Genomic DNA, 22,856 nt, shown 5'->3' on the forward strand with positions numbered 1-22,856 from the left:
AATGCTGCGTTCCGTCCTGTCGCTCGCCCTGCTCGCCACCGCCGCTCCCATCGCCGCGCCCGCGCTCGCCCAGAAGGCCAAGCCCGCCCCCGCCGCCGCCGCCCAGGCGGCGCCCGACGTCGCCGCGCGCAATGCCGCGGCCAATGCGCCGCTGCCCGCCGACCAGGCGGCGATGAAGGCACATGTGCTGTTCCTCGCGTCCGACGCGATGCGCGGGCGCGAGGCGGGATCGCCCGAATACGACATCGCCGCGCGCTACGTGGCGTCGCAGTTCTACGCGGCGGGGCTGCGTCCCGCCGGCGATCAGGGCAGCTATCTGCAGAAGGTGCCGCTGCTCAGCTACAAGGCGGCCGACAAGGGCGGCGCCGCGATCGGCGGCGACCCGCTGGTGTTCGGCGAGGACTATATCCCCGGCGCCAATCCGGCCAACCCGACGCTCGTCGTCGACGCGCCGGTGGTCTATGTCGGCTACGGGCTGGTGGCACCCAGCGTCGGCCGCGACGACTATGCGGCCGCCGACGTGAAGGGCAAGATCGTCGCAGTGGTGCCGGGCACCCCCGACGGGCTCAACGGCGAAGAGCGCGCGCACTTCGGCAGCCCCGCGACCAAGGCGGCGATCGCCATGGCGCACGGCGCGGTCGGCATCGTCGTGCTGGAGACGCCGGAGGCGGCCAAAGGGCAGCCCTTCGCCAAGCTGGCCGAGAACTGGGATCGCCCGCGCGTCACCTGGGCGGGCCGCAACGGCGTCGCCCACGTCCCCGCGCCGTCCACGCCCGCGCTCGGCATGCTCAGCCAGGCGGCGGCGACCAAGCTGTTCGCCGGCGCCTCGACCAGCTGGGAACAGGCCGCGGCCGCGCTCACCGGCACCACGCCGTTCGAGGCGATCGAGCTGGCCAAGAACCTGTCGGTGCGGATGACCACCACCAGCACGCCGATCACCAGCTACAACGTCGCCGGCATGCTGCCGGGCAGCGACCCGGTGGTGGGCAAGGAAGTGGTGGTGCTCACCGCGCACCTCGACCACGTCGGCGTCGGCGAGGCGGTGAAGGGCGACACCATCTACAACGGCGCGATGGACAATGCCGTTGGCATCGCCTCGCTGATCGAGGAGGCCAAGCGCTTCCAGGCATCGGGCCAGCCGCCCAAGCGCAGCGTGCTGTTCCTGGCCGTCACCGCCGAGGAGAAGGGGTTGGTCGGCTCCGACTATTTCGCCAACAACCCGACGGTGCCCAAGGAAAACCTGGTCGCCGACGTCAACCTCGACATGCCGATCATCACCTACAAGTTCACCGACGTGATCGCGTTCGGCGCCGACCGGTCGACGCTGGGGCCGATCGTGCGGCGCGCGGCGGCACAGGCCGGCGCCAGCTTCTCGCCCGATCCGATGCCGGAGCAGGGGCTGTTCGTCCGTTCCGACCATTATCGCTTCGTGCAACAGGGCATCCCCTCGGTGTTCCTGTGGCCGGGCGAGGCGGGCGCGGGCAAGGAAGCGGTCGAGAAGTTCTTCGCCGAACATTATCACCAGCCGTCGGACGAGGTGGTGCAGGACCCCGCGATCGACTGGGAGTCGGGCAGTCGCTTCATCCAGGTGAACTATCAGATCGCCCGCGACATCGCCGACGCGCCCGAGCGGCCGATGTGGAACCGCGGCGACTTCTTCGGCACGCTCTACGGCGGCATCGGCGCGGTCGAGCAGGTCGAGCCGGCCGCGGAACCCGAAGCCAAGGCCAAGGGAAAAACCAAGTCGGGCCGCAAGTTGCGACATTCGGTTACAAAGTAGCGATTGCCAGCGGGCGAAACCGCTCGCTAACAAGACCCGCAAAGCCGCCGCGCGCTTCCGGTGGAGCGTGCGCGACTCTGCGGGGCCTTGGGTTCCGCTGCACCGTTCGGCGTCTCCCTTGGTGGACCGCCCGTGTCCCCGGCACGCCGGCGCGGTCTCGGCCGCGTGGGCGTGCAACACCAGGCTGTCGCTATGCACTCGCCTTTCCCTCGCGCGACCCTCCCTCTGCTCGCCGCCTCGCTGCTGCTGGCCGGCTGTTCCCGCGAGGACGAGCAGGCGCAGGAAAAGGGCGGCCAGCGCGGGCCCGCACAGGTCGGCTTCGTCACGGTGCAGCCGACCAGCGTCGCGGAGACGGTCGAGCTCAACGCGCGCGTCACCGCCTATCAGCAGTCGGAGGTGCGCCCCCAGGTCGCCGGCGTGATCCGCCGCCGCTTCTTCACGGAAGGCTCGGTGGTGCGGCAGGGGCAGACGCTCTACGAGATCGATCCCCGCCTCTACAGCGCTGCGGTGTCGGAGGCGCAGGCCAACCTCCAGAGCGCGCGTGCCAATGCCGAGGCGACCCGCGTCAACGCCGAGCGGCTGGGGCCGCTCGCGGAGATGGAGGCGGTGTCGCGGCAGGAATACACCAATGCCGCCGCCGCTTCGCGCCAGGCGCAGGCATCGGTCGCGCAGACCCAGGCGCAGCTCGAAACCGCGCGGATCAACCTGCGCTTCACCAAGGTTCCCGCGCCGATCACCGGTCGCATCGGCCGCTCGCTCGCGACCGTCGGCGCGCTGGTGACCGCCAACCAGGCGGAGCCGCTGGCAGTGATCCAGCGGCTCGACCCGATCTACGTCGACATCCAGCAGTCGAGCGCCGAGCTGCTCGCGCTGCGCCGCGCGCTGTCGCGCGATGGCGTCACGCCGGCACGGGCCGCGGTACGGCTGCGGCTGGAGGACGGCAGCGACTACGAGCAGACCGGCACCGTCGAGTTCGCCGAATCGCTGGTCGATCCCAACACCGGCACGGTGACGCTGCGCGCGCGCTTCCCCAATCCCCACGGCCTGCTGCTGCCCGGCATGTTCGCGCGCGCCATGTTCGCGCAGTCGGTCAACACGCGTGCCTTCCTGGTGCCGCAGCCCGGCCTGTCGCGCAGCCCCGCGGGCGATGCGACGGTGTTCGTCGTCGGCCCCGGCAACAAGGCGGTGCAGCGCAAGGTGGTCGCCGAACGCACCGTCGGCACCAACTGGGTGGTGACGCAGGGTCTGAAGCCGGGCGACCGGGTGATCGTGCAGGGCACGGGCAACCTGCGCCCCGACGCCCAGATTCGGCCCGTGCCCGCCGACACGCCGCAGCGCATCGCCCCGCCCGAGGGTGAGGGGAAGCAGCGCGGGGATTCGAACTCCAGCGCGCCGGCCAAGGCGGACTGAGGCGCCATGTCGCGGATTTTCATCGATCGTCCCATCTTCGCGTGGGTGCTCGCGATCATCACGATGCTGGCCGGGATCGGCGCGATCCTGAGCCTGCCGATCGCGCAATATCCGGACGTCGCGCCGCCGCAGGTCAACGTGCGTGCGACCTATCCGGGCGCCAACGCGCAGACGATCCAGAACAGCGTCACCCAGGTCATCGAGCAGCAGCTGATCGGCATCGACGGACTGCTCTATTTCAGCTCGCAGTCGAGCTCGCGCGGGCAGGTGACGATCAGCGCGACCTTCGCCAAGGGCACCGATCCCGACATCGCCCAGGTGCAGGTGCAGAATCAGGTGCAGCAGGCGCTGTCGCGGCTGCCGCAGCAGGTGCAGCAGCAGGGGCTTCGCGTCACCAAGTCCAACCCCGACTTCCTGATGATCGTCGGCGTCTATGACGAGACCGACCGCAGCACCAACGGCGACGTTTCCGACTATCTCGAATCGAACCTGCTGGAGCCGCTCGGCCGCGTCGAGGGGGTGGGCGACACCAACGTGTTCGGATCGCAATATGCGATGCGCATCTGGCTCGATCCGGCCAAGCTCGCCAGCTACAGCCTGATCCCCGGCGACGTCATCACCGCGATCCAGAACCAGAATACCGAAGTGGCCGCGGGCGAGCTGGGCGGGCAGCCGCAGCCCAACACGCAACTGCTCAACGCCACCGTGACCGCGCAGGGCCGGCTGCAGAGGCCCGAGCAATTCCGCGCGATCGTGCTCAAGACGCAGACCAACGGCGCGACCGTCCGGCTGGGCGATGTCGCCCGCGTCGAGCTGGGGCTGGAGAACTACAGCTCGCTCAGCCGGGTGAATCGGCATCCGGGTGCGGGCCTGGCGATCTCGCTCGCGCCGGGCGCCGACGCGCTCAAGACCGCGCGGCTGGTGAAGGCCGAGGTCGCCCGCCGCGCCAAGGATTTCCCCGAAGGCTATCGTTTCGACTACGCCAACGACACCACCGCCTTCATCCAGCTGTCGATCCACGAGGTGGTGAAGACGCTCGTCGAGGCGGTGATCCTCGTCATCATCGTGATGTTCGTGTTCCTGCAGAGCTGGCGCGCGACGCTGATTCCGACGATCGCGGTGCCGGTGGTGCTGCTGGGCACCTTCGCGGTCTTCTATCTCACCGGCTTCTCGATCAACACGCTGACGCTGTTCGGACTGGTGCTGGCGATCGGCCTGCTCGTCGACGACGCGATCGTCGTGGTCGAGAACGTCGAGCGCCTGCTCGAAGAGAATCCCGAGATGACGCCGTACGAGGCGACGGTCGAATCGATGAAGGAGATCCAGGTCGCGCTGGTCGCGATCGGCATCGTGCTTTCCGCCGTGTTCCTGCCGATGGCATTCTTCGGCGGCTCGACGGGCGTGATCTACCGCCAGTTCTCGATCACCATCGTCGCGGCGATGGTGCTGTCGGTAATGGTGGCGCTGATCCTGTCGCCGGCGCTTACCGCGACGCTGCTCAAGCAGAAGCCGCGCGACGAGAACGGCGAGCATGTGCGCGAGGGCTGGTTCGCGCACCGCTTTCCCAAGGTCGTCCATTTCGGCGAGCGGATGCGCACCGGCTTCAACGATCGCTTCGATTGGATGATCGCCCGCTACGAGGGCGGGGTGAAGCGAGTCATCAACCGCAAGTGGCTGTTCCTGCTGATCTACGCCGGCGTGCTCGTCGTGCTGGCGCTGCTGTTCGTGCGCCTGCCGACCAGCTTCCTGCCGACCGAGGACCAGGGGGCGGCGCTGGTCCGCTACCAGCTGCCCGCGGGCGCGACCCGCGGCCGGACCGAGGCGGTGCAGCGCGCGGTCGAGGACTATCTGTTCACCTATGAGCGCGACAACATCCGCACGCTGCTGACGGTTAGCGGCGGCGGTGGCGGCGCCAGCGGGCAGAACACCGGCCAAGGCTATATGAACTTCGTCGACTGGTCGGAGCGCGAGGGCAAGGAGAACGGCGCCGACGCGATCGTCGCGCGGGCCTCCGCCGCGTTCCGCAACCTGCGCGACGCCCAGATCTTCGCGCTGGTCCCGCCGGCGATCCGCGGCCTCGGCCAGTCGAGCGGCTTCACGATGGAGTTGCAGAACACGAGCGGCATGTCGGCCGAGAAGTTCGCGGAGGCGCGCGACAAGCTGCTCGCCGCCGCCAACGCCGATTCCAGCCTGCAGGGCGTGCGGCTGAGCGAACTGCCCGACGTCGCCACGCTGAAGGTCGATCTCGACCAGCAGAAGCTGTCGGCGCTGGGGCTTAATCAGAACGACGTCAACGCGACGCTGTCGACCGCCTGGGGCGGGCGCTACGTCAACGACTTCATCGATCGCGGTCGGGTGAAGCGCGTCTACGTCCAGGGCGACGCGCCGTACCGCGCCGAGCCGTCGAACCTGAACCAGTGGTTCGTACGCACCAACGACGGCAGCATGGCGCCCTTCTCCTCCTTCGCGCAGACCTCCTGGGCGGTGGCGCCGACCACGCTGTCGCGCTTCCAGGGGCTGCCGTCCTACGAATTCCAGGGCGATGCCGCCCCCGGCACCAGCTCGGGCGAGGCGATGGACCGGATGGCGGAACTGGCCGCCGACATCCCCGGCGTCGGCGTCGCCTGGGCGGGGCTGTCGTTCCAGGAACGGCTGTCCTCGGGTCAGGCACCGCTGCTCTACGGACTGTCGCTGCTGGTCGTGTTCCTGTGCTTGGCGGCACTTTACGAGAGCTGGTCGATCCCGGTCGCGGTGCTGCTGGTGATTCCGCTCGGGCTGATCGGCGCGGTGTTTTTCGTCACGCTGCGCGGGCTGGAGAACGACGTGTACCTCCAGATCGGGCTGCTCACGACGATGGGGCTGGCGGCCAAGAACGCGATCCTGATGATCGAGTTCGCCGAACAGGCCGAGCGCAAGGGCGCGCGGGTGATCGACGCCGCGCTGGAGGCGGCGCGCATCCGCCTGCGGCCGATCCTGATGACCAGCCTCGCCTTCATCTTCGGCGTGCTGCCGCTGGCGCTGTCGACCGGGGCCGGCGCCAACAGCCGCATCGCCATCGGCACCTCGGTGATCGGCGGCATGCTGACGGCGACGATCCTGGCGATCTTCTACATCCCGCTGTTCTTCGTGCTGGTGCGCCGCGGCGTGCGCGACGGCCTCGCCAAGCTGCGCGGGAAGCCGACCGGCCATCAGCCGAACGACGCGCCCAAGGAGGAGCCTGCGGCATGAACGCCCGGCTGATCGCCCTGCTGCCGCTGTTGCCACTGTCCCTGGTGCTTGCCGGCTGCTCGATGGAGCCGCGCGACGTGCGGCCCGCCTCGCCGGTGCCGCCGTCCTGGCCGGTCGGCGACGCCTATCTGCGCCAGAACGAGGCGACGCTGCCCGTCGTCAGCTATCGCGACGTCTTCCAGGATCCGCGCCTCCAGACGCTGATCGGCCAGGCGCTGGCGAACAACCGCGACCTGCGGGTCGCCGCCGCCAATATCGTCGTCGCGCGCGCGCAATATCGTATCCAGCGCGCCACGCTGTTCCCGCAGGTGGACGCGACGCTCAGCTACACCCGCTCGCGCAACAACCGCACCACCGCCTTCACCGGATCGGACGGCGGCACCACCCCCGGCGACGGGACGGATCCGGGGGACGGCACGGGCGGCGGAACCGGCACGGGCACCGGCGGCGTCGCGCGGGGCGCGTCGACCAACGACAATTTCGGCGCCGACCTCGGCATCACCGCCTTTGAGCTGGACCTGTTCGGCCGGCTGCGCTCGCTCACCCGCGCGCAGCAGAACCAGTATTTCGCCACCGAAGCGGCGGCGCGCGCGACCCGGCTGACGCTGGTCTCGGACATCGCCGACGCCTGGCTGGCCTATGCCGCCGACGCGAGCCTGATGCGCATCGCCCAGCAGACCGCGCAGAGTGCCGAGCGCAGCGTCGCGCTCACCCGTGCGCGGCTGCGCGGCGGGGTCGCGCCGCGTACCGATCTGCGCCAGGCCGAGCAGGTGCTCACCGCCGCCCAGGCCGATCTCGCCGAGCAGACGACGCAGCTGGCGCAGGACGTCAACGCGTTGCAGCTGCTGGTTGGGGCACCATTTGACCGGGCGTTGCTGCCCGCCGCGATCGAGCAGGCGGCGTCTGGTGTGGTCGCGCTGCCGGCAGGGCTCGATTCGGGCGTGCTGCTGCGCCGGCCCGACGTGGTGCAGGCCGAATATCAGCTGCGCGCCGCCAATGCCGAGATCGGCGCGGCGCGGGCGGCGCTGTTCCCGCGCATCAGCCTGACCGGCGTGCTCGGCTTCGCGAGCAGCGCGCTGGGTTCGTTGTTCGAAGGTGATTCCTTCACCTATTCGGTCGCGCCGTCGGTCTCCTACTCGATCTTCCAGGCAGGGGCGGCGCGCGCCAACGTCCGGCTGAGCGAGGCGCAGCGCGCCGCGGTGCTGGCGGACTACGAACGCACCATCCAGATCGCCTTCCGCGAAGTGTCGGACGCGCTCGCGCGGCAGGGGACGCTCGGCGAGCAGCTGCGCGCGATCGAGGCGCAGACCGCCGCCGCCGCCGACACCTATACGCTGACCGAGGCACGCTATCGCGGCGGCATCGACACCTTCCTCGCCAGCCTCGACGCGCAGCGCTCGCTCTACCAGGCGCAGCGCACGCTGGTGCAGACCCGCTTCGTCGCGGCGAGCAACCGCGTGACGCTGTACCGGACGCTGGGGGGCGACTCGCTGCTCGAGGCGACCGACGGCGGTCCGATTCCGTTCACGCCGCCCGACTGACCGGAACCCTCGCCGTCGGCGCTGGTTCGGCAACGCGAAGGAGACGGATCATGAGCGACAAGCAGCCGATGCAGGCTTCGGGCAAGGGTGCAGCCGAGGGCGGCGACGGCGTCGATCAGCAGCAGGTCAGCGGCCGCGACGCGGCGGGCGAAAGCGGCGGCGGCGCATACCCCAACCCGCACACCGGCAAGGACGAGAAGCAGAGCGGCTTCCTGGGCCACGGCGGCCAGACCGACGTCGACTATCGCGGCCCGGGGCAGGGCAGCGAGGGCGAGGGGAAGACCGGCAGCAATCCCAATGCCGGGACAGGATCGGACCAGGACTGAAGCGACGCGCTGGCGGCGAGAAATTCCCGCCTTCGTTTGGTGACGGTTTCTTCCCAGAGGCCGTCATGCCAGCGAAGGCTGGCATCTCCTGCCGCGAGGACGGTCTGCGTGGCCTCCCGCTCTCCGCGGCCCGCTACCCGCTAACGATCGGATGCCGCTCGCGCAGGTCGTCGGCGACGCGTTCGACCACCTCCACCGCCGCGCTGTTGCCCGACGGATGGATCGACCAGTTGCAATGCGCGTGCGTGTCTAGGCTGTGCACGGTCACCCCGCCGATCACCAGCCGCCAGTGGCGGCGCGTGCCGCCGGCGTCGCGCACCAGCGTCGAGACGAACAGGTCGAGCAGATCGGCGGCGGTCATGGCGCCCCTCACAGCCGCAGGTAGCGGAAGTACCACACCTCGTGCCCCTGCCGGCGCGCCTTGCGCTCGTAGCGGGTCTCGGGCCAGTCGGCGGGGCGGGTGAGGAAGTCCCGCGCGCTCTCCACCTGCCAGTCGAAGTCGCGCCGGCCGCGCATCACCATCATCGACCAGCGGCAATAGGTCGGATCGTCGGTCCCCAGCCGGAACTCGCCGCCGGGCTTGAGCTTGGCGGCGATGACGTCCAGCGGGCCGTCGTTGACCATCCGCCGCTTGGCGTGGCGCGCCTTGGGCCAGGGATCGGGGTGGAGCAGGTAGACCCGCTCCAGGCTGGCGTCCGGCAGCCGTTCGAGTACCTCCAGCGCGTCGCCCATGTGCAGCCGGACGTTGTCCAGCCCCTCGTCGCGGATGTGGTTGAGCGCGCCGACCACCCCGTTGAGGAAGGGCTCGCAGCCGATGAAGCCGTGGCCGGGGCGCATCGCCGCCTGGCCGGCGAGATGCTCGCCGCCGCCGAAGCCGATCTCGAACTCCAGCGGACGGTCGCCGCCGAACAGCGCGGCGGCGTCGAGCGGCCCTTCATCGGGCACGCTGAGCTGCGGGAGCATCTCCTCCACCAGCGCGGCCTGGCCCTGGCGCAGCTTGTGTCCCTGGCGGCGGCCGTAGAGGCGGCGGATCGAGGTCGGATCGTTCATGGCGCGGGGCTGTAGCCGCGTGGCGCCCCGGCTCCAAGCGCCGATGGAGCCTTGCCCCGCCTCCAGCGGTTGTATGCCCGAGAAAGCAGCGGAAGGCGCCGATGACGAAGAGCAACGCACTGCACAAGGTACAGCGCGCCGACATCCAGGCGGGCCATGCGGCGGCGGAGCTGCACGATCACGGCGCGATCCGCGCGCTTGGGGTGGTCAACAAGCTCGCCGACCAGCCGCCGCTGATCGCGCTGTCGATCGCCACCGCTGTTTGGGGCGTGGCGCGCGCCGACCGCCGGCTCGCCCGCACGGGGGCGCGGATGCTCGCCAGCCATCTCCTCGCCACGGCGATCAAGGCGGTGGTCAAGCGCAACGTCGACCGCGCCCGCCCGCGGCTGTTCGGCAGCGAGCGCGATCATCGTCTCACCCGCGGCGAGCGCGACGAGGGCCCGCGCAACTCCTTCCCCTCCGGCCATACCGCCGGTGCGACCGCGGTCAGCCGCGCGATCGCCCGCGAATATCCGGAGAATGCGGGAAGCGCCTATACCGTGAGTGCCGCGGTGGGGGCTGCGCAGATCCCGACCGGCGCCCACTTCCCGATCGACGTTGCGGTGGGCGCAGCGATCGGGATCGTCGCCGAGGCAGCGGTGGCACGCGTCTTCCCGCCCGCCGGCGAGCCGATCGACGCGGATACCCGCGCCCAGGCGGCGGTAACGGCGCTGACGCCGCCCTGATCGACCGGTCGGACGCTCCGTGGCACCAGCGTCGCAAATTGCCGGACGCTGGTGTCCGATGGTCTTCTCCTTCGGCGTCGCCCCCGATCGCCACCGCCATGCTCTGCCGAGCGGGACTGCCGCTCGGTCCTAGAACTTCGCTCGCAAGCCGACCGTGTAGACACTGTCGTCGTCCCGGAAGTCGACGTTCATGTACTTCGCGTTATAGTAACTCTTGTACTTGTTGCGAAGGATGTTGCTGCCCCCGATATCGACGCGGAGCATCTCGTTGAGATCGTATCCCACGCTGAAGTCCAATCGACCGGCGGGTCGGACATAGGTCAGGACCGTCGGGTTCACGTTTCGATCGTCGATGTTGCTCTCGTCGAAATCGCGCAAGGTGTTGCTGCCGGTGGCGTCGCCATCATAATAGCGCGACCGGTATGTATATACCAACCGCGCCGAGATGCCGTTGCGATCGTACAGCAGGCCCGTGTTGAAGTTGTATTTGGAAACCTGGAGGATCGGCAGTCCGCGCAGCACATCGTCGCCACCGATCTCCGAATCGATGTAGGTGAAGTTGCCGAAGGCGCCGAAGCCCGCAAGCGGCCCGGGCAGGAAATCGAAGAAGGTCTGTCCGCTGATCTCGACGCCCTTCAGCTGCGCGGTTCCGATATTGCGGGGCCGGCGGATGCTGAACAGCGTGCCGTCGAGCGTTTCGTCCTGCGCCTGCGTCACGACGCGGTCCTTGATGTCCCGATAGAAACCGGCGACCGCGACGAAGCTGCTGCCGAAATAATATTCGAGCGTCGCATCATAGCTGTCGGAAATCTGCGGGCGCAGATCCGGGTTTCCGCCCGATCCGCTGTTCCGCTCGTTCGGGTTGGTGGTCAGCACATAGGTCAGCCCGGGATTGAGCGAGCTGAATTCGGGACGCCGAATGGCCTTGGCATAGGAGAAGCGCGCCTGGAGGCCGCCTCCGAACTGGATGCGCGCGCTGGCGTTCGGCAGCACGTCGACATCGCTGGTGTCCGCCGACTGCGGCACCGCGACGCCATTTACCAGGCCTGCGCCCTGGATGGTGCGCTCGGTCTTGGTCGGGCGCACGCCGACCAGGCCGTCGATCTCGATCGGACCGCCTAGCGTGGCCTTGTAGCCGAGTTGCACATAGCTGGCGTAAGTGCGCTCGGTCGCCTCGAAGCGACGGTCGTCCTGGAACGCCGGCTGTCCGGGCGAAAGGCCATAGAGCGCGCGAAGTACGCTGCGGCCATATTCGGAACGCAGGAAATCCGGGTCGGGTGCAAGGCCCTCCGCGCCGCCATTTGCGCGGTCCACGCCCGGCTTGGGCACCAGGAAGCCGGCGGGAAGGTTGCCGGCAACCGGCGTGGCCAAATCGCCCCCCGGTGCGCCCCGGGTAACCAGTGCGGACTGGAACAGCGCGCTGCGATCGGCGAAGCGCAACCCGACCTGGAGCGAATCGAGGAAACCGAGCCTGCCTTCCAAATCGTGCGTGGCGTCGACCCGCGCCTGCCACAACTCGCCCCGGGACTGGTCAAACTGCTCGTTCAGGCCGTTGCGCAGGAAAAAGCCGTTCGGATCCGCAGCAGGATTGCCGGGTTGTTCGACCGCGCCACCGCCATTCTGATCGGTGTCGAGGATCACGGTGATGCGCTTGCCGACGTCGACGATCACCTGGCTGTAGTCGGACATCGATTTTTGATAGGCGGCATCGAAGTCGATCTTCGTCACGCCGTTGTCGTATTTGAAGCCGATCGCGCCCAGGTAATTGTCGACCTGCTGCGTACGCGCCTGCGTGCTGCTGTTCAGACGGACGTTGGTGAAGGTCGCCGATTCAAGATTGCATAGGTTCTGGACGGTGTAGTTCCCGGCGGCGAGCTGTGCCGCAGTCGGGTTGCCCTGGTTGGGCCCTACGCGTGCCAGGATGCACTTGTCCTCATCGACCACCACGTCCGAGATGCGCGTTTCGGGATTGAAGAACGGCGTGGCCTGGTAGACGCTCTGGAATTCCGAGCGGTATCCGGTGAACAGTCCGTCGGCGTAGACCTGAAGTTCGGGTGTCGCCTGCCACTGGACCGACGCGTTGGCCTGCGGTCGCCGATAATTGCCGTAGTTGCTGATCGCGCCGAAATTCAACGGCCCCATGACGCCCGGCAGGCCGAACTGCGTCGCATAGCTGCGCCGTTCGCCCACGAAGCTGACCGGACGGTCATAGTCGAAATAGGCATAGCTCATGCCCACCAGCGCGCCGATCTCGCCGATGCCGGTGTCCCAGCGGTCGGAGAGGAGCAGGCCGACCTGCGGATTGAGCTTCTCGACGTTCTGCGAATAGTTGCCGCGCACCGTCGCGACGATGGTCGGCTCGTTGAAGTTGAACGGGCGATTGAGTTGCAGGTCGGTGATGCCGGCGATGCCGCCTTCGATCAGGTTGGCGGTGCTGCTCTTGATGACATCCACGCGGGCCAGCGCTACGGCGGGGAGGTCCTGCAACGCGAAGCCGCGCCCGGTGGTCGAGAAGATCTCGCGGCCGTTCAGGGTGCTGAGAATGTCGTCCAGGCCGCGGATGCGCACGTTGACGATTTCGTTGTTGGCGCCGACCTGGACCTGCACGCCGGGAACGCGCTGCAATGCGGCGGCGGTGGTCGGATCCGGGAACTTGCCGATATCGTCGGCAACGATGGAGTCGACGACCTGCAGCGCTTCCCGCTTGATGGTCGCGGCTTTCTCCAGGCTTTGGCGGACCCCCACGACGACGATCTCGCCTTCGCCTGCCTCGGCCTGCTGCGGGATCGCCGCCGGGGCGGTGTCCTGCGCAGTGGCCGTCGAAGCCATGCCAAGCGCCCACAAGGACGCGCTTGCGCGAAGCGCGAACTGGTATCTCATGAATCCTCCCACCCTTTGTTTTGGGTGAGTATGATTTGCGGCCAACTTACCTGTCAATATTTATATGACATAAGGTTGTTGGCGAATGGCGCTCCCGAGATGAGAGTCGACGCGACCAGGTACCGCCGCGGATTCGCTCCTGCGCGCGTGGGCGGGGACGGTGCTGGACGTGTTTTAGAAGCGTCTTTTCAGGACCGGCACATGTGAGTTGAGGCGCTCGCCCGTCACCGGCAGCGGACACGAAGAATCCGCAAGCGCCCGATCGTCTGACCGATATCGAAGGACAGGCGGATCACGTCGGGTGGACTCGCCCGCTGCGCCGACGTCGTTCGTCGCTCCGTTCGTCCTCACGGCGCCGTCCCGGCAAGGTCATACCCGGATCTGTGTAGTCTCGGCGGCGATAGCCCGTCGCGGCGCCACAATTCGCGCTTCCGACGCTGTGCTGCCGGCGACGTGTCGCCCATCGGCATTGTACGTGAGGAAATTGGCGCGCCCGGAACGATTCGAACGTCCGACCCTCAGATTCGTAGTCTGATGCTCTATCCAGCTGAGCTACGGGCGCGCGGGAGGCGGTCCCCTATCCGGGGTCGGACTCGAGCGCAAGCCTCTTCTGCGCTGGAAAGGCGATTTCATCGCCGCGGCTAGGATTTCGGCTCCGCCGGATCGCCCGAACCGAGCGCGTCGCTGTCGATGTGGATCTGCTGCTTGCCGCCCCAGGTGGTGACGCTCGAAACGGGATCGGCGCGCACGATCTCGTCGAGAACCTGCGTCGGCGGGGGCAGTCGGTCCTGCGGCGCGAACTGGCTGCTGGTGGCCATGTCTTCCAGCGTGACCGACCAGCTTGGCGTCGCAGCCGAATCGTCCGCCAGCAGGGCGGCGGCGGCATCCGGCGCCACGAAGATGCCGCGGCCGGCGTCGGACAGCGCGATCAGATAGCGATCGGTTGAACCATCGGGGCGGTACACGCCACCGGCCGGAAGAACCGTCGTGTCGCGGCACCACACGGGGGGCGGGCTGACCTGCTTCGCTTTCGATTTCTTCGCGGGTGCCGCTGCCATGTTGGCCAGCATTGCGCCGAGCAGCACTGCGGCGCCGTCCGCCGGTGCGGGCTTCGCATCGCCCGACAGCGCCAGCGGCGTCGTGCACTCTGCGACCGGTGTGGCGGCAGGGGCGGCGGGGATCGACCGCGGCCAATCGAGCTCGGCGAGCGTCTCCCGCATCGCGGTGGCGAGGCTCGCCGCCTCCAGCGTTTCGGAGGAGTAGCGCAGCTTCACCAGCCACGCGCCGAACGGCAGGATCGCGACGCCGGTGCTGCGATAGGGTGGCTTGTTGAGGGTGTAGGTGGCGATCAGCCCGCTCGGCGTCTGCTGCCTCGGGGGCACGAAGCTGGGCGCGCCGACCGCGCGTACCGGCGTGCCGTACACGTCCGGTCGGTGCTCGATCGACCAGCGTGCGCGATCGAACCAGACCGGCACGGCGCCGGCGACCTGACGGGTAACGTAGACGCTGATCAGCTGCTTGCGGTCCGGCGACTCATAGGTCGCGAAGACGTCGAGCAGATCGTCGCCGATCGTCTGGACCTTGATGCGCGGCGCGCCGGCGAGCGTTGCCGGAAAGCGCAGCTTGCTGTGCTTGAGCGGGTAGGGCTTGCCCGCCGCGGCCTTGACCGTCTGCACCTGCTGTGCGGCGGCCGGCATGGTGGAACTCGCTGCGGCCGTGGCGATCGCCAGCAGGCCCGTGACGAAGCGCGGCATCCTCTTCTCCCCCTGTTGCGGCGAAGCTGCCACCGGCGCGGGGAGGGGACAAGCGCAAAGCGCGGGGCGGCCCAGGGCCGCCCCGGCTTGGGATCAGGCCAGTTCGGCCTTGAGCGCGTCGACCAGGTCGGTCTTTTCCCAGGTGAACCGGTCGCCCTCGGCCTTGCGACCGAAATGGCCGTAAGCGGCGGTCGGCAGATAGATCGCCTTGTTCATGCCCAGGTGGGTGCGGATGCCCTTGGGCGTCAGGCGCACGAGCTTGGGCAGCACCGCCTCGATCTTCGATTCCTCGACGGTACCGGTGCCGTGCGTGTCGACATAGAGCGACAGCGGCTCGGCGATGCCGATCGCGTAGGACAGCTGGATCGTGCAGCGCTTGGCGAGGCCCGCGGCGACGATGTTCTTGGCAAGGTAGCGGCTGATATAGGCCGCCGAGCGATCGACCTTGGTCGGGTCCTTGCCCGAGAAGGCGCCGCCGCCGTGCGGGGCCGCACCGCCATAGGTGTCGACGATGATCTTGCGGCCGGTCAGCCCTGCGTCGCCGTCGGGACCGCCGATCTCGAACAGCCCGGTCGGGTTGACGTAGATCTGCGACTGGTCGGCCGGCATCCAGCCGTTGGGCAGCACGTCCTCGAACACCGTCATGACATAGTCGCGCAGCCGCTTCTGGCCGGCGTCGCTCGACAGCGCGGTGCTGTGCTGGGTGGAGACGACCAGCGCGGTGGCGCCGGTGGGGCGGCCGTCCTCGAACTTCAGCGTGACCTGGCTCTTGGCGTCGGGCTCGAGGAAGTCGACGACCTTGGCGTGGCGGTCCTGCGCCATCTTTTCCAGGATGCGGTGCGAGTAATAGAGCGTCGCCGGCATCAGGTCGGGCGTCTCGTCGCAGGCGAAGCCGAACATGATGCCCTGGTCGCCTGCACCCTCGTCCTTGCTGCCGCTCTCGTCGACGCCCTGCGCGATGTGCGCGGACTGGCCGTGGAGGTGGCAGGCGAAGTCGGCGGTCTGCCAGTGGAAGCCGTGCTGCTCGTAGCCGATCTTCTTCACCGTCTCGCGCGCGGCGGCCTCGATCTCGTCGAGCGTCGGGAAGACGTCCTGGTTGCAGCGGACTTCGCCGGCCAGCACGATCCGCTGGGTGGTGACCATCGTCTCGCAGGCGACGCGCGCGACCGGATCGCGCGCCAGGAACAGGTCGACCACCGCGTCGGAGATCTGGTCGGCGACCTTGTCGGGATGGCCTTCGGAAACCGACTCGGAGGTGAAGAGATAGTTGGAACGCATGGATTTCCCTTTTCTATGGGAAAGCGCGGCCGTTGCCATGCCGGATATAAAGCTTTCCTTATATCGGGCCCTAGCGGCTGCGCCGGCGGATGGCAACGGCGGTGAGGGCCAGGAAAAGCGCCACGACGGCGGCGATCGCATTGCCGAAGCGGGCGAACAGCGTGGGCGCGTGCGCGGGTGGCAGCGGCAGCTCGATCGCGCCCGCCTTGCCGCGGGGCACGGTGGCGAGCAGCCGTCCGTCGGCGTCGATGATCGCCGAAATGCCGGTGGGGGTGGAGCGCAGGATCGGCAGCCCCTCCTCGATCGCGCGCATCCGCGCCTGCGCCAGATGCTGCGGCGGGCCCCAGGCGCCGAACCAGGCGTCGTTGGACGGGTTGAACAACAGCCGCGGGCGATGCGCGCGGTCGACCACCTGGCCCGAGAAGATGATCTCGTAGCAGACCTGCATGCCGATCGCGCCGAAGCCGGGCACCGGTACCGCGCGGGGGCCGGGGCCGGGCGCGAAGTCGATGTCGCCCATCACCAGCCGCGACAGGCCGAGCGGCTGGAGCAGCGTGCGCATCGGCAGATACTCGCCGTACGGCACCAGATGCGCCTTGTCGTAGCGGCCGCCCAGATGCCCGTCGGGCAGGATCGCGAACACCGAATTGCCGGCCGAGGCGACCTGGCCCTGACGGTCGAAGAATAGCGCCGTGCCGCCGACCAGCGCGGCGTCACGCGGACCGAGCAGGGCCGCGACCTGCGCGCGGACCAGCGCCGGATTGGCGTCGTACCAGGCGAGCGGATAGCCGTCCTCGATATAGTAGTTGAGCGTCCCTTCCGGCCACACCACCAGCCGCGGCGCGGGCCCGGGCCGGCCGCTCAGCCGCAGCTGCCGGTCGAACACCTCCGCGGCATAGCCGTCGTCGGCGACATGATCCTGGCCGATGTTGGGCTGGACGACGCGGACGCGCGGGGCATCGGCGGGGGGCGTCGGGCCGGGCGCGTGGAGCAGCGGCCAACCGATCGCGAGCGCCAGCCCCGCCGCCGCCATGCCGGCCGGAAGCATCCAGCGGCGGTGCAGCGCGGCGAGCAGCGCGCCCGCCGCCGCGACGGTCAGCCCCGACAGCGCATAGGTGCCGATCCACGCCGCGAGATGCGCGATCCCGGGCACCGGCACCCAGATCACGCCGATCGGGTTCCACGCATAGCCCGTGAACACCACCGCGCGCAGCCATTCGGTGACGATCCACGCCGCGCCGGCGGTAAGGGCGAAGCCGGCGTCGGGTGCCCGCCCGCCGCGGCCGAGTCGCCACGCCAGCCCGCCGGCGAGCATCGGATAGACCGCGAGATAGAGTGCGAGGCCGACCACCGCGAAATAGCCGAGCACCGGCGGCATTCGGTCCTGGAAGTCGAAGGCGTGCTGGATCCAGTTGTTGCCGATGGTGAAATGCGCGACCCCGAACAGCCACGACCGCCACAGCGCCGCCTTCAGGCTGGGCGCGGTGTGGACGCAGTGCAGCCACAGCGCGAAGGCGGCGAGCGTCAGCGGCCACGCCTGCAGCGGCGCGAAGCCGAGCGCGGAGACCACGCCGGCGAGAAGGACGAGCAGGGCAGGGGAAGCACGCACGCGCCGCGCTATCGTCGGCTTTGGCGATCCGGGCAAGCGCTTCGGCGGTCGGGCGGTCGGGCGGCGGCAGCGTGCCCTCTTGAACCCGGTGCGGCTTTGGGGCGTTAGCGGCTGTTCCCAGACCGAAGGACCTTCAAGTGGCCGAACCCGTCTCCGTCGACATTCCCCACAAGCTCGGCCGCGAGGCGGTGCGTGCCCGGATCGAGGGCGGGATCGGCAAGCTCGCCGACCTGTTCCCCGGCGGCAGCGTCACCGAACATCATTGGGAGGGCGACACGCTGTCGTTCACCGTCTCGGCGATGGGGCAGCGGGTGGCCAGCCGACTGGAGCTGTTCGACGACCGCGTCCATGCGGTGGTCGATCTGCCGCCGTTCCTGGGGCTGTTCGCCGACAAGATCCGCGCCAAGCTGCAGAAGGACGGACCGTCGCTGCTGCGATGAGCGCGACGGGGAACCGGGACGGCCTCGTTTCGGTTGTGCAAGGATAGGAGGGACTGGCCATGAAAGCACCGATCTTCGTCTTGTTCGCGGCATCGGCGCTCGCTGCCTGCTCGGACGAGGCGCCCGAGAAGAAGGACGCGCAGCTGCCGGTCGGCACGCGCATCACCGACAACGGCGTGGTCGAGGCCCCTCCGATCGGCAGCGCGCCCACCATTCCCACCGCGACGGGGGTCGGCACCGCCTTCGGCCTCACGACCCAGCAGCTCCAGGACGCCGACCTGCTCGACGGCGCCAACGCCAAGCTGGGCGAAGTGGAGCGGGTGACCACCGACGCGCAGAAGAACGTCAACGGGCTGGTCGTCGAGATCGAGGCCGAGCCCGATCGCGAGGTGCTGCTGCCGCTCACCGGGCTGGAGCCGGTTGCGGTCGGCGACCACTGGCACCTGCGCGCGCAGAACCTGACGCGCGAACAGCTGCTGACGCTGCCGAAGGTCCAGTAACGGCCCCGCGCGGGCGGGGACCGGGTCGCGGGCGGCGTACGGCGTGGCCCTGGGCTCCTGCCTGCGCAGGAGCACGGCGTCCCGCTTTTCTGCAGCCTTTGTGCCCCTGCGCAGGCAGGGGCCCAGGGTCACAGGCGGTGCGCTGCGGGACTCTAGTCCTCGCGCGCGCTACTTGGCCGCGGCGCTCACCCGCCAGATCACGTTGCCGACGTCGTCGGCGACCAGCAGCCCGCCGCTGCGGTCGGTGATGACCCCCACCGGCCGCCCGCGCGCATCGCCGTCCTCGTCGAGGAAGCCGGTGAGCACGTCGACGGGCTTGGCGCCCTTTACCGGGAAGCCGTTGGCGGCGAACGGCACGAACACGACCTTGTACCCCGACGGCGGCACCCGGTTCCACGATCCGTGCTGGCCGATGAAGGCGCCGCTCGCGAAGCGGTCCCCCAGCGTCGCGTCGCCCGCGAAGGTCAGGCCGAGCGAGGCGGTGTGCGCGCCCAGCGCATAGTCGGGGCGGGCGGTATATTCGCGCAGGTCCGGCCGCTGCGGCTGGACGCGCTCGTCGACATAGCCGCCCCAGTAGTGCCAGGGCCAGCCGTAGAAGCCGGCGAACTCGACCCGCGTCATATAGTCGGGCGGCATGTCGGAGCCGATCATGTCGCGCTCGTTGACGACGGTCCACAGCGCGCCCGTGTGCGGCTCGAACGCCATGCCGTTGGGGTTGCGCAGGCCGCTGGCATAGATGCGGAACTTCTTCACCCGCGGATCGACTTCCAGGATCGTCGCGCGGTTCTTTTCGACCTCCAGCCCGTTCTCGGCGATGTTGGAGGCGGAGCCGACGCTCACGAACAGCGTCGGGCTATCGGGATTGACGACGACGTTGCGGGCCCAGTGGTTGCCGCCGCCCGGCAGGTCGACGACCTTTTCCGCAGCGGCGGTGATGCGGGTCTGGCCGACGCGGAAGGGGAAGCGCACCAGCGCGTCGGTGTTGGCGACGTAGAGCCAGTCGCCGACCACCGCCATGCCGAACGGCGAGTTGAGTCCGGTGAGGAGCGGCGAGCGCTGCTCGGCGACGCCGTCGCCGTCCGCATCGCGCAGCAGGGTGATGCGGTTGGCGGACGGCACGCCGGCGCCGGCGCGGCCCATGAAGACCTTCATGAACCAGCCCTTGATCCCGCCACCCTCGCGCGGCGGCGAGTTGCTCTCCGCCACCAGCACGTCGCCGTTGGCGAGGCGATAGAGCCAGCGCGGATGGTCGAGATCGCGCGCGAACGGCTGGACGCGCAGTCCCGCCGCAGGGGTCGGCATCGCATTTCCGCTCCAGCCGACCGGCTTGGCGATCCGGACGGTGGGGATGGTCTCGGCACGCGGACGGCTCAGCTGCGGCTGCGCGCCGGTGACGGCGTCCACCGGCAGCTGGGCGCGATCCGGGCGGAACAGCCACCAGCCGACCGCGATCAGCAGGACGAGGAGAATGGCCGCGAAGCGGAGCAGGTGTTTGCGCATCGCCCCAGCCTAGGCGCGCGTCGCCGTGCCGCCAAAAGAAAAAGCGCCGCCGACGGATGGGAGGTCCGTCGGCGGCGCGGGCTACGCTGGTGCACCAATCGGCGGCAGCGCGGCCGGGGCGGTGGGAATGGGGGAACCGCCCCGGTGTCGGTGCGGACCTACTTCGCGGCGGCGTCGGCCAGCGCCATGCGGTCCATGTCCTTTTGCGTCTCCTGCTTCTCCTGGTCCTTGCTCAGGTGCGCCAGCTTGTCGCGGATGCGCTCGGCCAGCTTCGGGTCGACCTGCTCGAAATGGCCCATCTGCCGGTCGATGATGAACTGCGGGATGCCGTGCATCGCTGCGGCGAAGTTTCCGGCGGTGCGGTCCTTCTGGCCCTCGTCGAACAGGTTCCACAGGTCGCGCGGCTGACGGAAGTCGTCGTTGCCTTCGCTGTGGTCCCAGTGCCAGGCCTCGCCCTCGACGTGCAGCGGCGGCTCCTTGTAGCGCGGATCCTCGACCGGGCCGCCGAACGAGTTGGGCTCGTAATAGGCGTCGGGCCAGTCGTTCTTGTCCTCCATGAACCGCATCATCCCGTCCTTGTGATAGGTATGGACGGGGCACTTCGGCTGGTTGACCGGCAGCGCCTCGTAATGCGTGCCGAGCCGGTGGCGGTGCGCGTCGGCGTAGGAGAAGATCCGCGCCTGCAGCATCTTGTCGGGCGAGAAGCTGATCCCGCGCACGACGTTGGACGGGCTGAACGCCGCCTGCTCGACCTGCGCGAAATAATTGTCCGGGTTGCGGTTCAGCTCGAACTCGCCGACCTCGATCAGCGGATAGTCGCCATGCGGCCAGACTTTGGTCAGGTCGAACGGGTTGTACCAATGGTCGCCGATCGCCGATTCCGGCATCACCTGGACGAACATCTTCCACTTCGGGAAGTCGCCGCGGTGAATCGTGCCGTAGAGCTCCTCCTGATAGGATTCGCGGCTCTTGCCGATGACCTCGCCGGCCTCCTCGTTGGTGTAGTGGCGGTGGCCCTGCTGCGTCTTGAAGTGGAACTTGACGTAGTAGCGCTCGCCCGCGTCGTTCCAGAACGAGTAGGTGTGGCTGCCATAGCCGTTCATATACTGCGGCCCGACCGGCAGGCCGCGGTCGGAGAACAGGATCATGATCTGGTGCATCGACTGGGGCTCGAGGCTCCAGAAGTCCCACATCGCCGTCGGCGACCGCATGTTGGTGCGCGGATGGCGCTTCTGCGTACGGATGAAGTCGGGGAACTTGCGCGGATCGCGCACGAAGAACACCGGCGTGTTGTTGCCGACGAGGTCCCAGTTGCCCTCCTCGGTGTAGAACTTCAGGCTGAAGCCGCGCACGTCGCGCTCGGCATCGGCGGCGCCCTGCTCGCCCGCGACGGTCGAGAAGCGCAGCAGCAGATCGGTCTGCTTGCCGATCGCCGAAAAGATCTTGGCGTTGGTGTATTTCGTGATGTCGCCGGTCACGGTGAAGGTGCCGAACGCACCCCAACCCTTGGCATGGACGACGCGCTCGGGAATGCGCTCGCGGTTCTGGTGGGTCAGCTTCTCGATCAGCTGATAGTCCTGCAGCAGCAGCGGACCGCGCCGTCCGACCGTGATCGAATGCTGGTTGTCGCCGACCGGCGCACCCGCGGAGGTGGTGAGCGTCGGACGCTTCTGTTCGGCATCGGCCATGACGTATCTCCCTGATCGCGTTGGACACCGTGGTGCCGCATCCGATCGAGTGAGACAAACGCATAGAAGTGGCTAGGGTGATCGAGAACGGCGATCACGTAGCCTCGGCACGCCCCCTTAAGACCCGTGCTCCTGCGGAGGCAGGAGCCCAGGGTTACGCGCGGCGTCCTGTGTGGCTCTGGGCTCCTGCCTGCGCAGGAGCACTGGAAAGGGGTTATTCGTCCGCCACCGCCTCCGCAGCCGGCGGGTGGAGCCGCAGGCGCGTCACGCGGCGATCGTCGGCGTCGACGATCTCCAGCGTCCAGCCGCTCGAATGCTCGAGCCGCTCGCCGGGCTTGGGGACATGGCCCGCGAGCACGAAGGCGAGGCCGCCCAGCGTCTCGACGTCCTCCTCGACCTCGCCCAGCCGCGGGTCGATCAGCTCGGCGGCGTCTTCCAGCTCGGCGCGGGCGTCCGCATCCCAGCCGCCGCCGTCGATCGGCACCATCAACTCGGTCGGCGCCTCGTCGTGCTCGTCCTCGATCTCGCCGACGATCTCCTCGATCAGGTCCTCGATGGTGATGAGCCCGTCGGTGCCCGAATATTCGTCGAGCACCACCGCCAGATGGGTGCGGCTCGCGCGCATCTGCGCGAGCAGGTCGAGCGTCCCCATCGACTGCGGCACGTAGAGCGGCTGGCGCAGCAGCGCGGTGATGCTTTCCGGCGGCGCCGCGTCGCGCGCCAGGATCGCGAACACGTCCTTCACGTGGATCATGCCGATGACGTGGTCGAGCCGCTCGCGATAGACCGGCAGGCGGCTGTGCCCCGCCTCGGCGAAGATGCCGACCAGTTCGGAGAAGGGCGTCGATTCCTCGACCGCGACGATGTCGGCGCGCGGCACGCCCATGTCGCCGGCGTCGCGCTCGCCGAAATGGAGGATGTTGCGGACCATCTGCCGCTCGATCGGGGAGAGGTCGCCGGCCACCGGCCGCGCTTCCTCCGCCTCATGATCGGTGATGACTTCCTCGATCCGCCCGCGCAGCGTGTCGTTGTGTTCCTCGCCGAACAGCAGGGCGCGGATGCCCCGCCATATGCCGCCCTCGTTGGTGGCCTGGCTACTGTCGCCCCCCGGGGCGGCGCTACTGGAACCTTCAGCCATCGAAGTCTC

17 protein-coding genes and 1 tRNA gene are annotated in these 22,856 nt (G+C 68.8%); 8 read left to right on the top strand and 10 right to left on the bottom strand.

What is annotated here, in order from left to right; all coding sequences use genetic code 11:
- The first annotated feature begins 1 nt into the window (after position 1).
- The 5 genes from ACBY01_RS07610 to ACBY01_RS07630 all read left to right on the top strand — a co-directional run bounded on the left by ACBY01_RS07610 (position 2) and on the right by ACBY01_RS07630 (position 8,285).
- On the top strand, positions 2-1,780 hold the full coding sequence (locus ACBY01_RS07610) for a M28 family metallopeptidase (protein WP_416460205.1): 1,779 nt from the start codon (positions 2-4) through the stop codon (positions 1,778-1,780).
- Between the two features lie 192 nt (positions 1,781-1,972).
- The gene (locus tag ACBY01_RS07615) at positions 1,973-3,190 is read left to right on the top strand and encodes an efflux RND transporter periplasmic adaptor subunit (RefSeq protein ID WP_416460206.1); all 1,218 of its coding nucleotides are present in this window, start codon (positions 1,973-1,975) and stop codon (positions 3,188-3,190) included.
- Between the two features lie 6 nt (positions 3,191-3,196).
- On the top strand, positions 3,197-6,418 hold the full coding sequence (locus tag ACBY01_RS07620) for an efflux RND transporter permease subunit (RefSeq protein WP_416460207.1): 3,222 nt from the start codon (positions 3,197-3,199) through the stop codon (positions 6,416-6,418).
- Entirely contained in the window at positions 6,415-7,959 is a 1,545-nt protein-coding gene (locus ACBY01_RS07625) for an efflux transporter outer membrane subunit (RefSeq protein WP_416460208.1), read from the top strand. Before ACBY01_RS07620 ends, ACBY01_RS07625 begins: the two co-directional genes overlap by 4 nt.
- Positions 7,960-8,009: 50 nt before the next feature.
- Positions 8,010-8,285 carry a hypothetical protein gene (locus ACBY01_RS07630; protein WP_416460209.1) on the top strand — a complete coding sequence of 92 codons (276 nt, stop codon included), beginning with the start codon at positions 8,010-8,012 and terminating at the stop codon, positions 8,283-8,285.
- Positions 8,286-8,418: 133 nt separating this feature from the next.
- Here the strand turns inward: ACBY01_RS07630 and ACBY01_RS07635 are convergent, their stop codons facing one another.
- Both ACBY01_RS07635 and trmB read right to left on the bottom strand, forming a co-directional pair.
- A complete protein-coding gene (locus ACBY01_RS07635) occupies positions 8,419-8,646 on the bottom strand; it encodes a hypothetical protein (protein ID WP_416460210.1) in 228 nt (75 codons plus the stop codon).
- 8 nt (positions 8,647-8,654) lie between these two features.
- Positions 8,655-9,335 (bottom strand): tRNA (guanosine(46)-N7)-methyltransferase TrmB, encoded by a 681-nt coding sequence (gene trmB / locus ACBY01_RS07640; protein WP_416460211.1) that lies wholly within the window; start codon positions 9,333-9,335, stop codon positions 8,655-8,657.
- A gap of 101 nt (positions 9,336-9,436) precedes the next feature.
- Between trmB and ACBY01_RS07645 the strand changes: the two genes are divergently transcribed.
- A complete protein-coding gene (locus ACBY01_RS07645; protein ID WP_416460212.1) occupies positions 9,437-10,060 on the top strand; it encodes a phosphatase PAP2 family protein in 624 nt (207 codons plus the stop codon).
- 129 nt (positions 10,061-10,189) lie between these two features.
- On the opposite strand, the gene ACBY01_RS07650 is transcribed toward ACBY01_RS07645, so the two are convergent.
- The 5 genes from ACBY01_RS07650 to lnt form a co-directional block, all read right to left on the bottom strand.
- Positions 10,190-12,889: a TonB-dependent receptor gene (locus ACBY01_RS07650; RefSeq protein WP_416460213.1), complete on the bottom strand. Its 2,700-nt coding sequence runs from the start codon at positions 12,887-12,889 to the stop codon at positions 10,190-10,192.
- 536 nt (positions 12,890-13,425) lie between these two features.
- Positions 13,426-13,502 (bottom strand) — tRNA-Arg (locus ACBY01_RS07655).
- A gap of 79 nt (positions 13,503-13,581) precedes the next feature.
- Positions 13,582-14,694: a hypothetical protein gene (locus ACBY01_RS07660; RefSeq protein ID WP_416460214.1), complete on the bottom strand. Its 1,113-nt coding sequence runs from the start codon at positions 14,692-14,694 to the stop codon at positions 13,582-13,584.
- A gap of 93 nt (positions 14,695-14,787) precedes the next feature.
- Positions 14,788-15,972 (bottom strand): methionine adenosyltransferase, encoded by a 1,185-nt coding sequence (metK, locus tag ACBY01_RS07665; protein ID WP_416460215.1) that lies wholly within the window; start codon positions 15,970-15,972, stop codon positions 14,788-14,790.
- A 70-nt stretch (positions 15,973-16,042) separates the two neighbouring features.
- A complete protein-coding gene (gene lnt, locus ACBY01_RS07670; RefSeq protein ID WP_416460216.1) occupies positions 16,043-17,581 on the bottom strand; it encodes an apolipoprotein N-acyltransferase in 1,539 nt (512 codons plus the stop codon).
- A 137-nt stretch (positions 17,582-17,718) separates the two neighbouring features.
- Between lnt and ACBY01_RS07675 the strand changes: the two genes are divergently transcribed.
- Positions 17,719-18,021: a polyhydroxyalkanoic acid system family protein gene (locus tag ACBY01_RS07675; protein ID WP_416460217.1), complete on the top strand. Its 303-nt coding sequence runs from the start codon at positions 17,719-17,721 to the stop codon at positions 18,019-18,021.
- A gap of 59 nt (positions 18,022-18,080) precedes the next feature.
- A complete protein-coding gene (locus ACBY01_RS07680) occupies positions 18,081-18,521 on the top strand; it encodes a hypothetical protein (RefSeq protein ID WP_416460218.1) in 441 nt (146 codons plus the stop codon).
- A gap of 168 nt (positions 18,522-18,689) precedes the next feature.
- Here the strand turns inward: ACBY01_RS07680 and ACBY01_RS07685 are convergent, their stop codons facing one another.
- The 3 genes from ACBY01_RS07685 to ACBY01_RS07695 form a co-directional block, all read right to left on the bottom strand.
- Positions 18,690-20,021 (bottom strand): PQQ-dependent sugar dehydrogenase, encoded by a 1,332-nt coding sequence (locus tag ACBY01_RS07685; RefSeq protein ID WP_416460219.1) that lies wholly within the window; start codon positions 20,019-20,021, stop codon positions 18,690-18,692.
- Between the two features lie 158 nt (positions 20,022-20,179).
- Positions 20,180-21,709, bottom strand: a complete 1,530-nt coding sequence (locus ACBY01_RS07690; RefSeq protein ID WP_416460220.1) for a catalase — start codon at positions 21,707-21,709, stop codon at positions 20,180-20,182.
- A 214-nt stretch (positions 21,710-21,923) separates the two neighbouring features.
- On the bottom strand, positions 21,924-22,847 hold the full coding sequence (locus ACBY01_RS07695) for a hemolysin family protein (RefSeq protein WP_416460221.1): 924 nt from the start codon (positions 22,845-22,847) through the stop codon (positions 21,924-21,926).
- Between the last annotated feature and the right edge of the window lie 9 nt (positions 22,848-22,856).

This window comes from Sphingomonas mangrovi, assembly GCF_047975845.1.
Lineage (GTDB): Bacteria > Pseudomonadota > Alphaproteobacteria > Sphingomonadales > Sphingomonadaceae > Sphingomonas.

Excerpts from the sequence above, each read along its gene's own strand:
- ACBY01_RS07650 (WP_416460213.1), bottom strand. The coding sequence starts at position 12,889 with ATGGCTTCGACGGCCACTGCGCAGGACACCGCCCCGGCGGCGATCCCG.
- metK (WP_416460215.1), bottom strand. The coding sequence starts at position 15,972 with ATGCGTTCCAACTATCTCTTCACCTCCGAGTCGGTTTCCGAAGGCCAT.
- trmB (WP_416460211.1), bottom strand. The coding sequence starts at position 9,335 with ATGAACGATCCGACCTCGATCCGCCGCCTCTACGGCCGCCGCCAGGGA.
- ACBY01_RS07635 (WP_416460210.1), bottom strand. The coding sequence starts at position 8,646 with ATGACCGCCGCCGATCTGCTCGACCTGTTCGTCTCGACGCTGGTGCGC.
- ACBY01_RS07625 (WP_416460208.1), top strand. The coding sequence starts at position 6,415 with ATGAACGCCCGGCTGATCGCCCTGCTGCCGCTGTTGCCACTGTCCCTG.
- ACBY01_RS07680 (WP_416460218.1), top strand. The coding sequence starts at position 18,081 with ATGAAAGCACCGATCTTCGTCTTGTTCGCGGCATCGGCGCTCGCTGCC.
- ACBY01_RS07645 (WP_416460212.1), top strand. The coding sequence starts at position 9,437 with ATGACGAAGAGCAACGCACTGCACAAGGTACAGCGCGCCGACATCCAG.
- ACBY01_RS07685 (WP_416460219.1), bottom strand. The coding sequence starts at position 20,021 with ATGCGCAAACACCTGCTCCGCTTCGCGGCCATTCTCCTCGTCCTGCTG.
- ACBY01_RS07610 (WP_416460205.1), top strand. The coding sequence starts at position 2 with ATGCTGCGTTCCGTCCTGTCGCTCGCCCTGCTCGCCACCGCCGCTCCC.
- ACBY01_RS07615 (WP_416460206.1), top strand. The coding sequence starts at position 1,973 with ATGCACTCGCCTTTCCCTCGCGCGACCCTCCCTCTGCTCGCCGCCTCG.
- ACBY01_RS07660 (WP_416460214.1), bottom strand. The coding sequence starts at position 14,694 with ATGCCGCGCTTCGTCACGGGCCTGCTGGCGATCGCCACGGCCGCAGCG.
- ACBY01_RS07695 (WP_416460221.1), bottom strand. The coding sequence starts at position 22,847 with ATGGCTGAAGGTTCCAGTAGCGCCGCCCCGGGGGGCGACAGTAGCCAG.
- ACBY01_RS07630 (WP_416460209.1), top strand. The coding sequence starts at position 8,010 with ATGAGCGACAAGCAGCCGATGCAGGCTTCGGGCAAGGGTGCAGCCGAG.
- ACBY01_RS07620 (WP_416460207.1), top strand. The coding sequence starts at position 3,197 with ATGTCGCGGATTTTCATCGATCGTCCCATCTTCGCGTGGGTGCTCGCG.
- ACBY01_RS07690 (WP_416460220.1), bottom strand. The coding sequence starts at position 21,709 with ATGGCCGATGCCGAACAGAAGCGTCCGACGCTCACCACCTCCGCGGGT.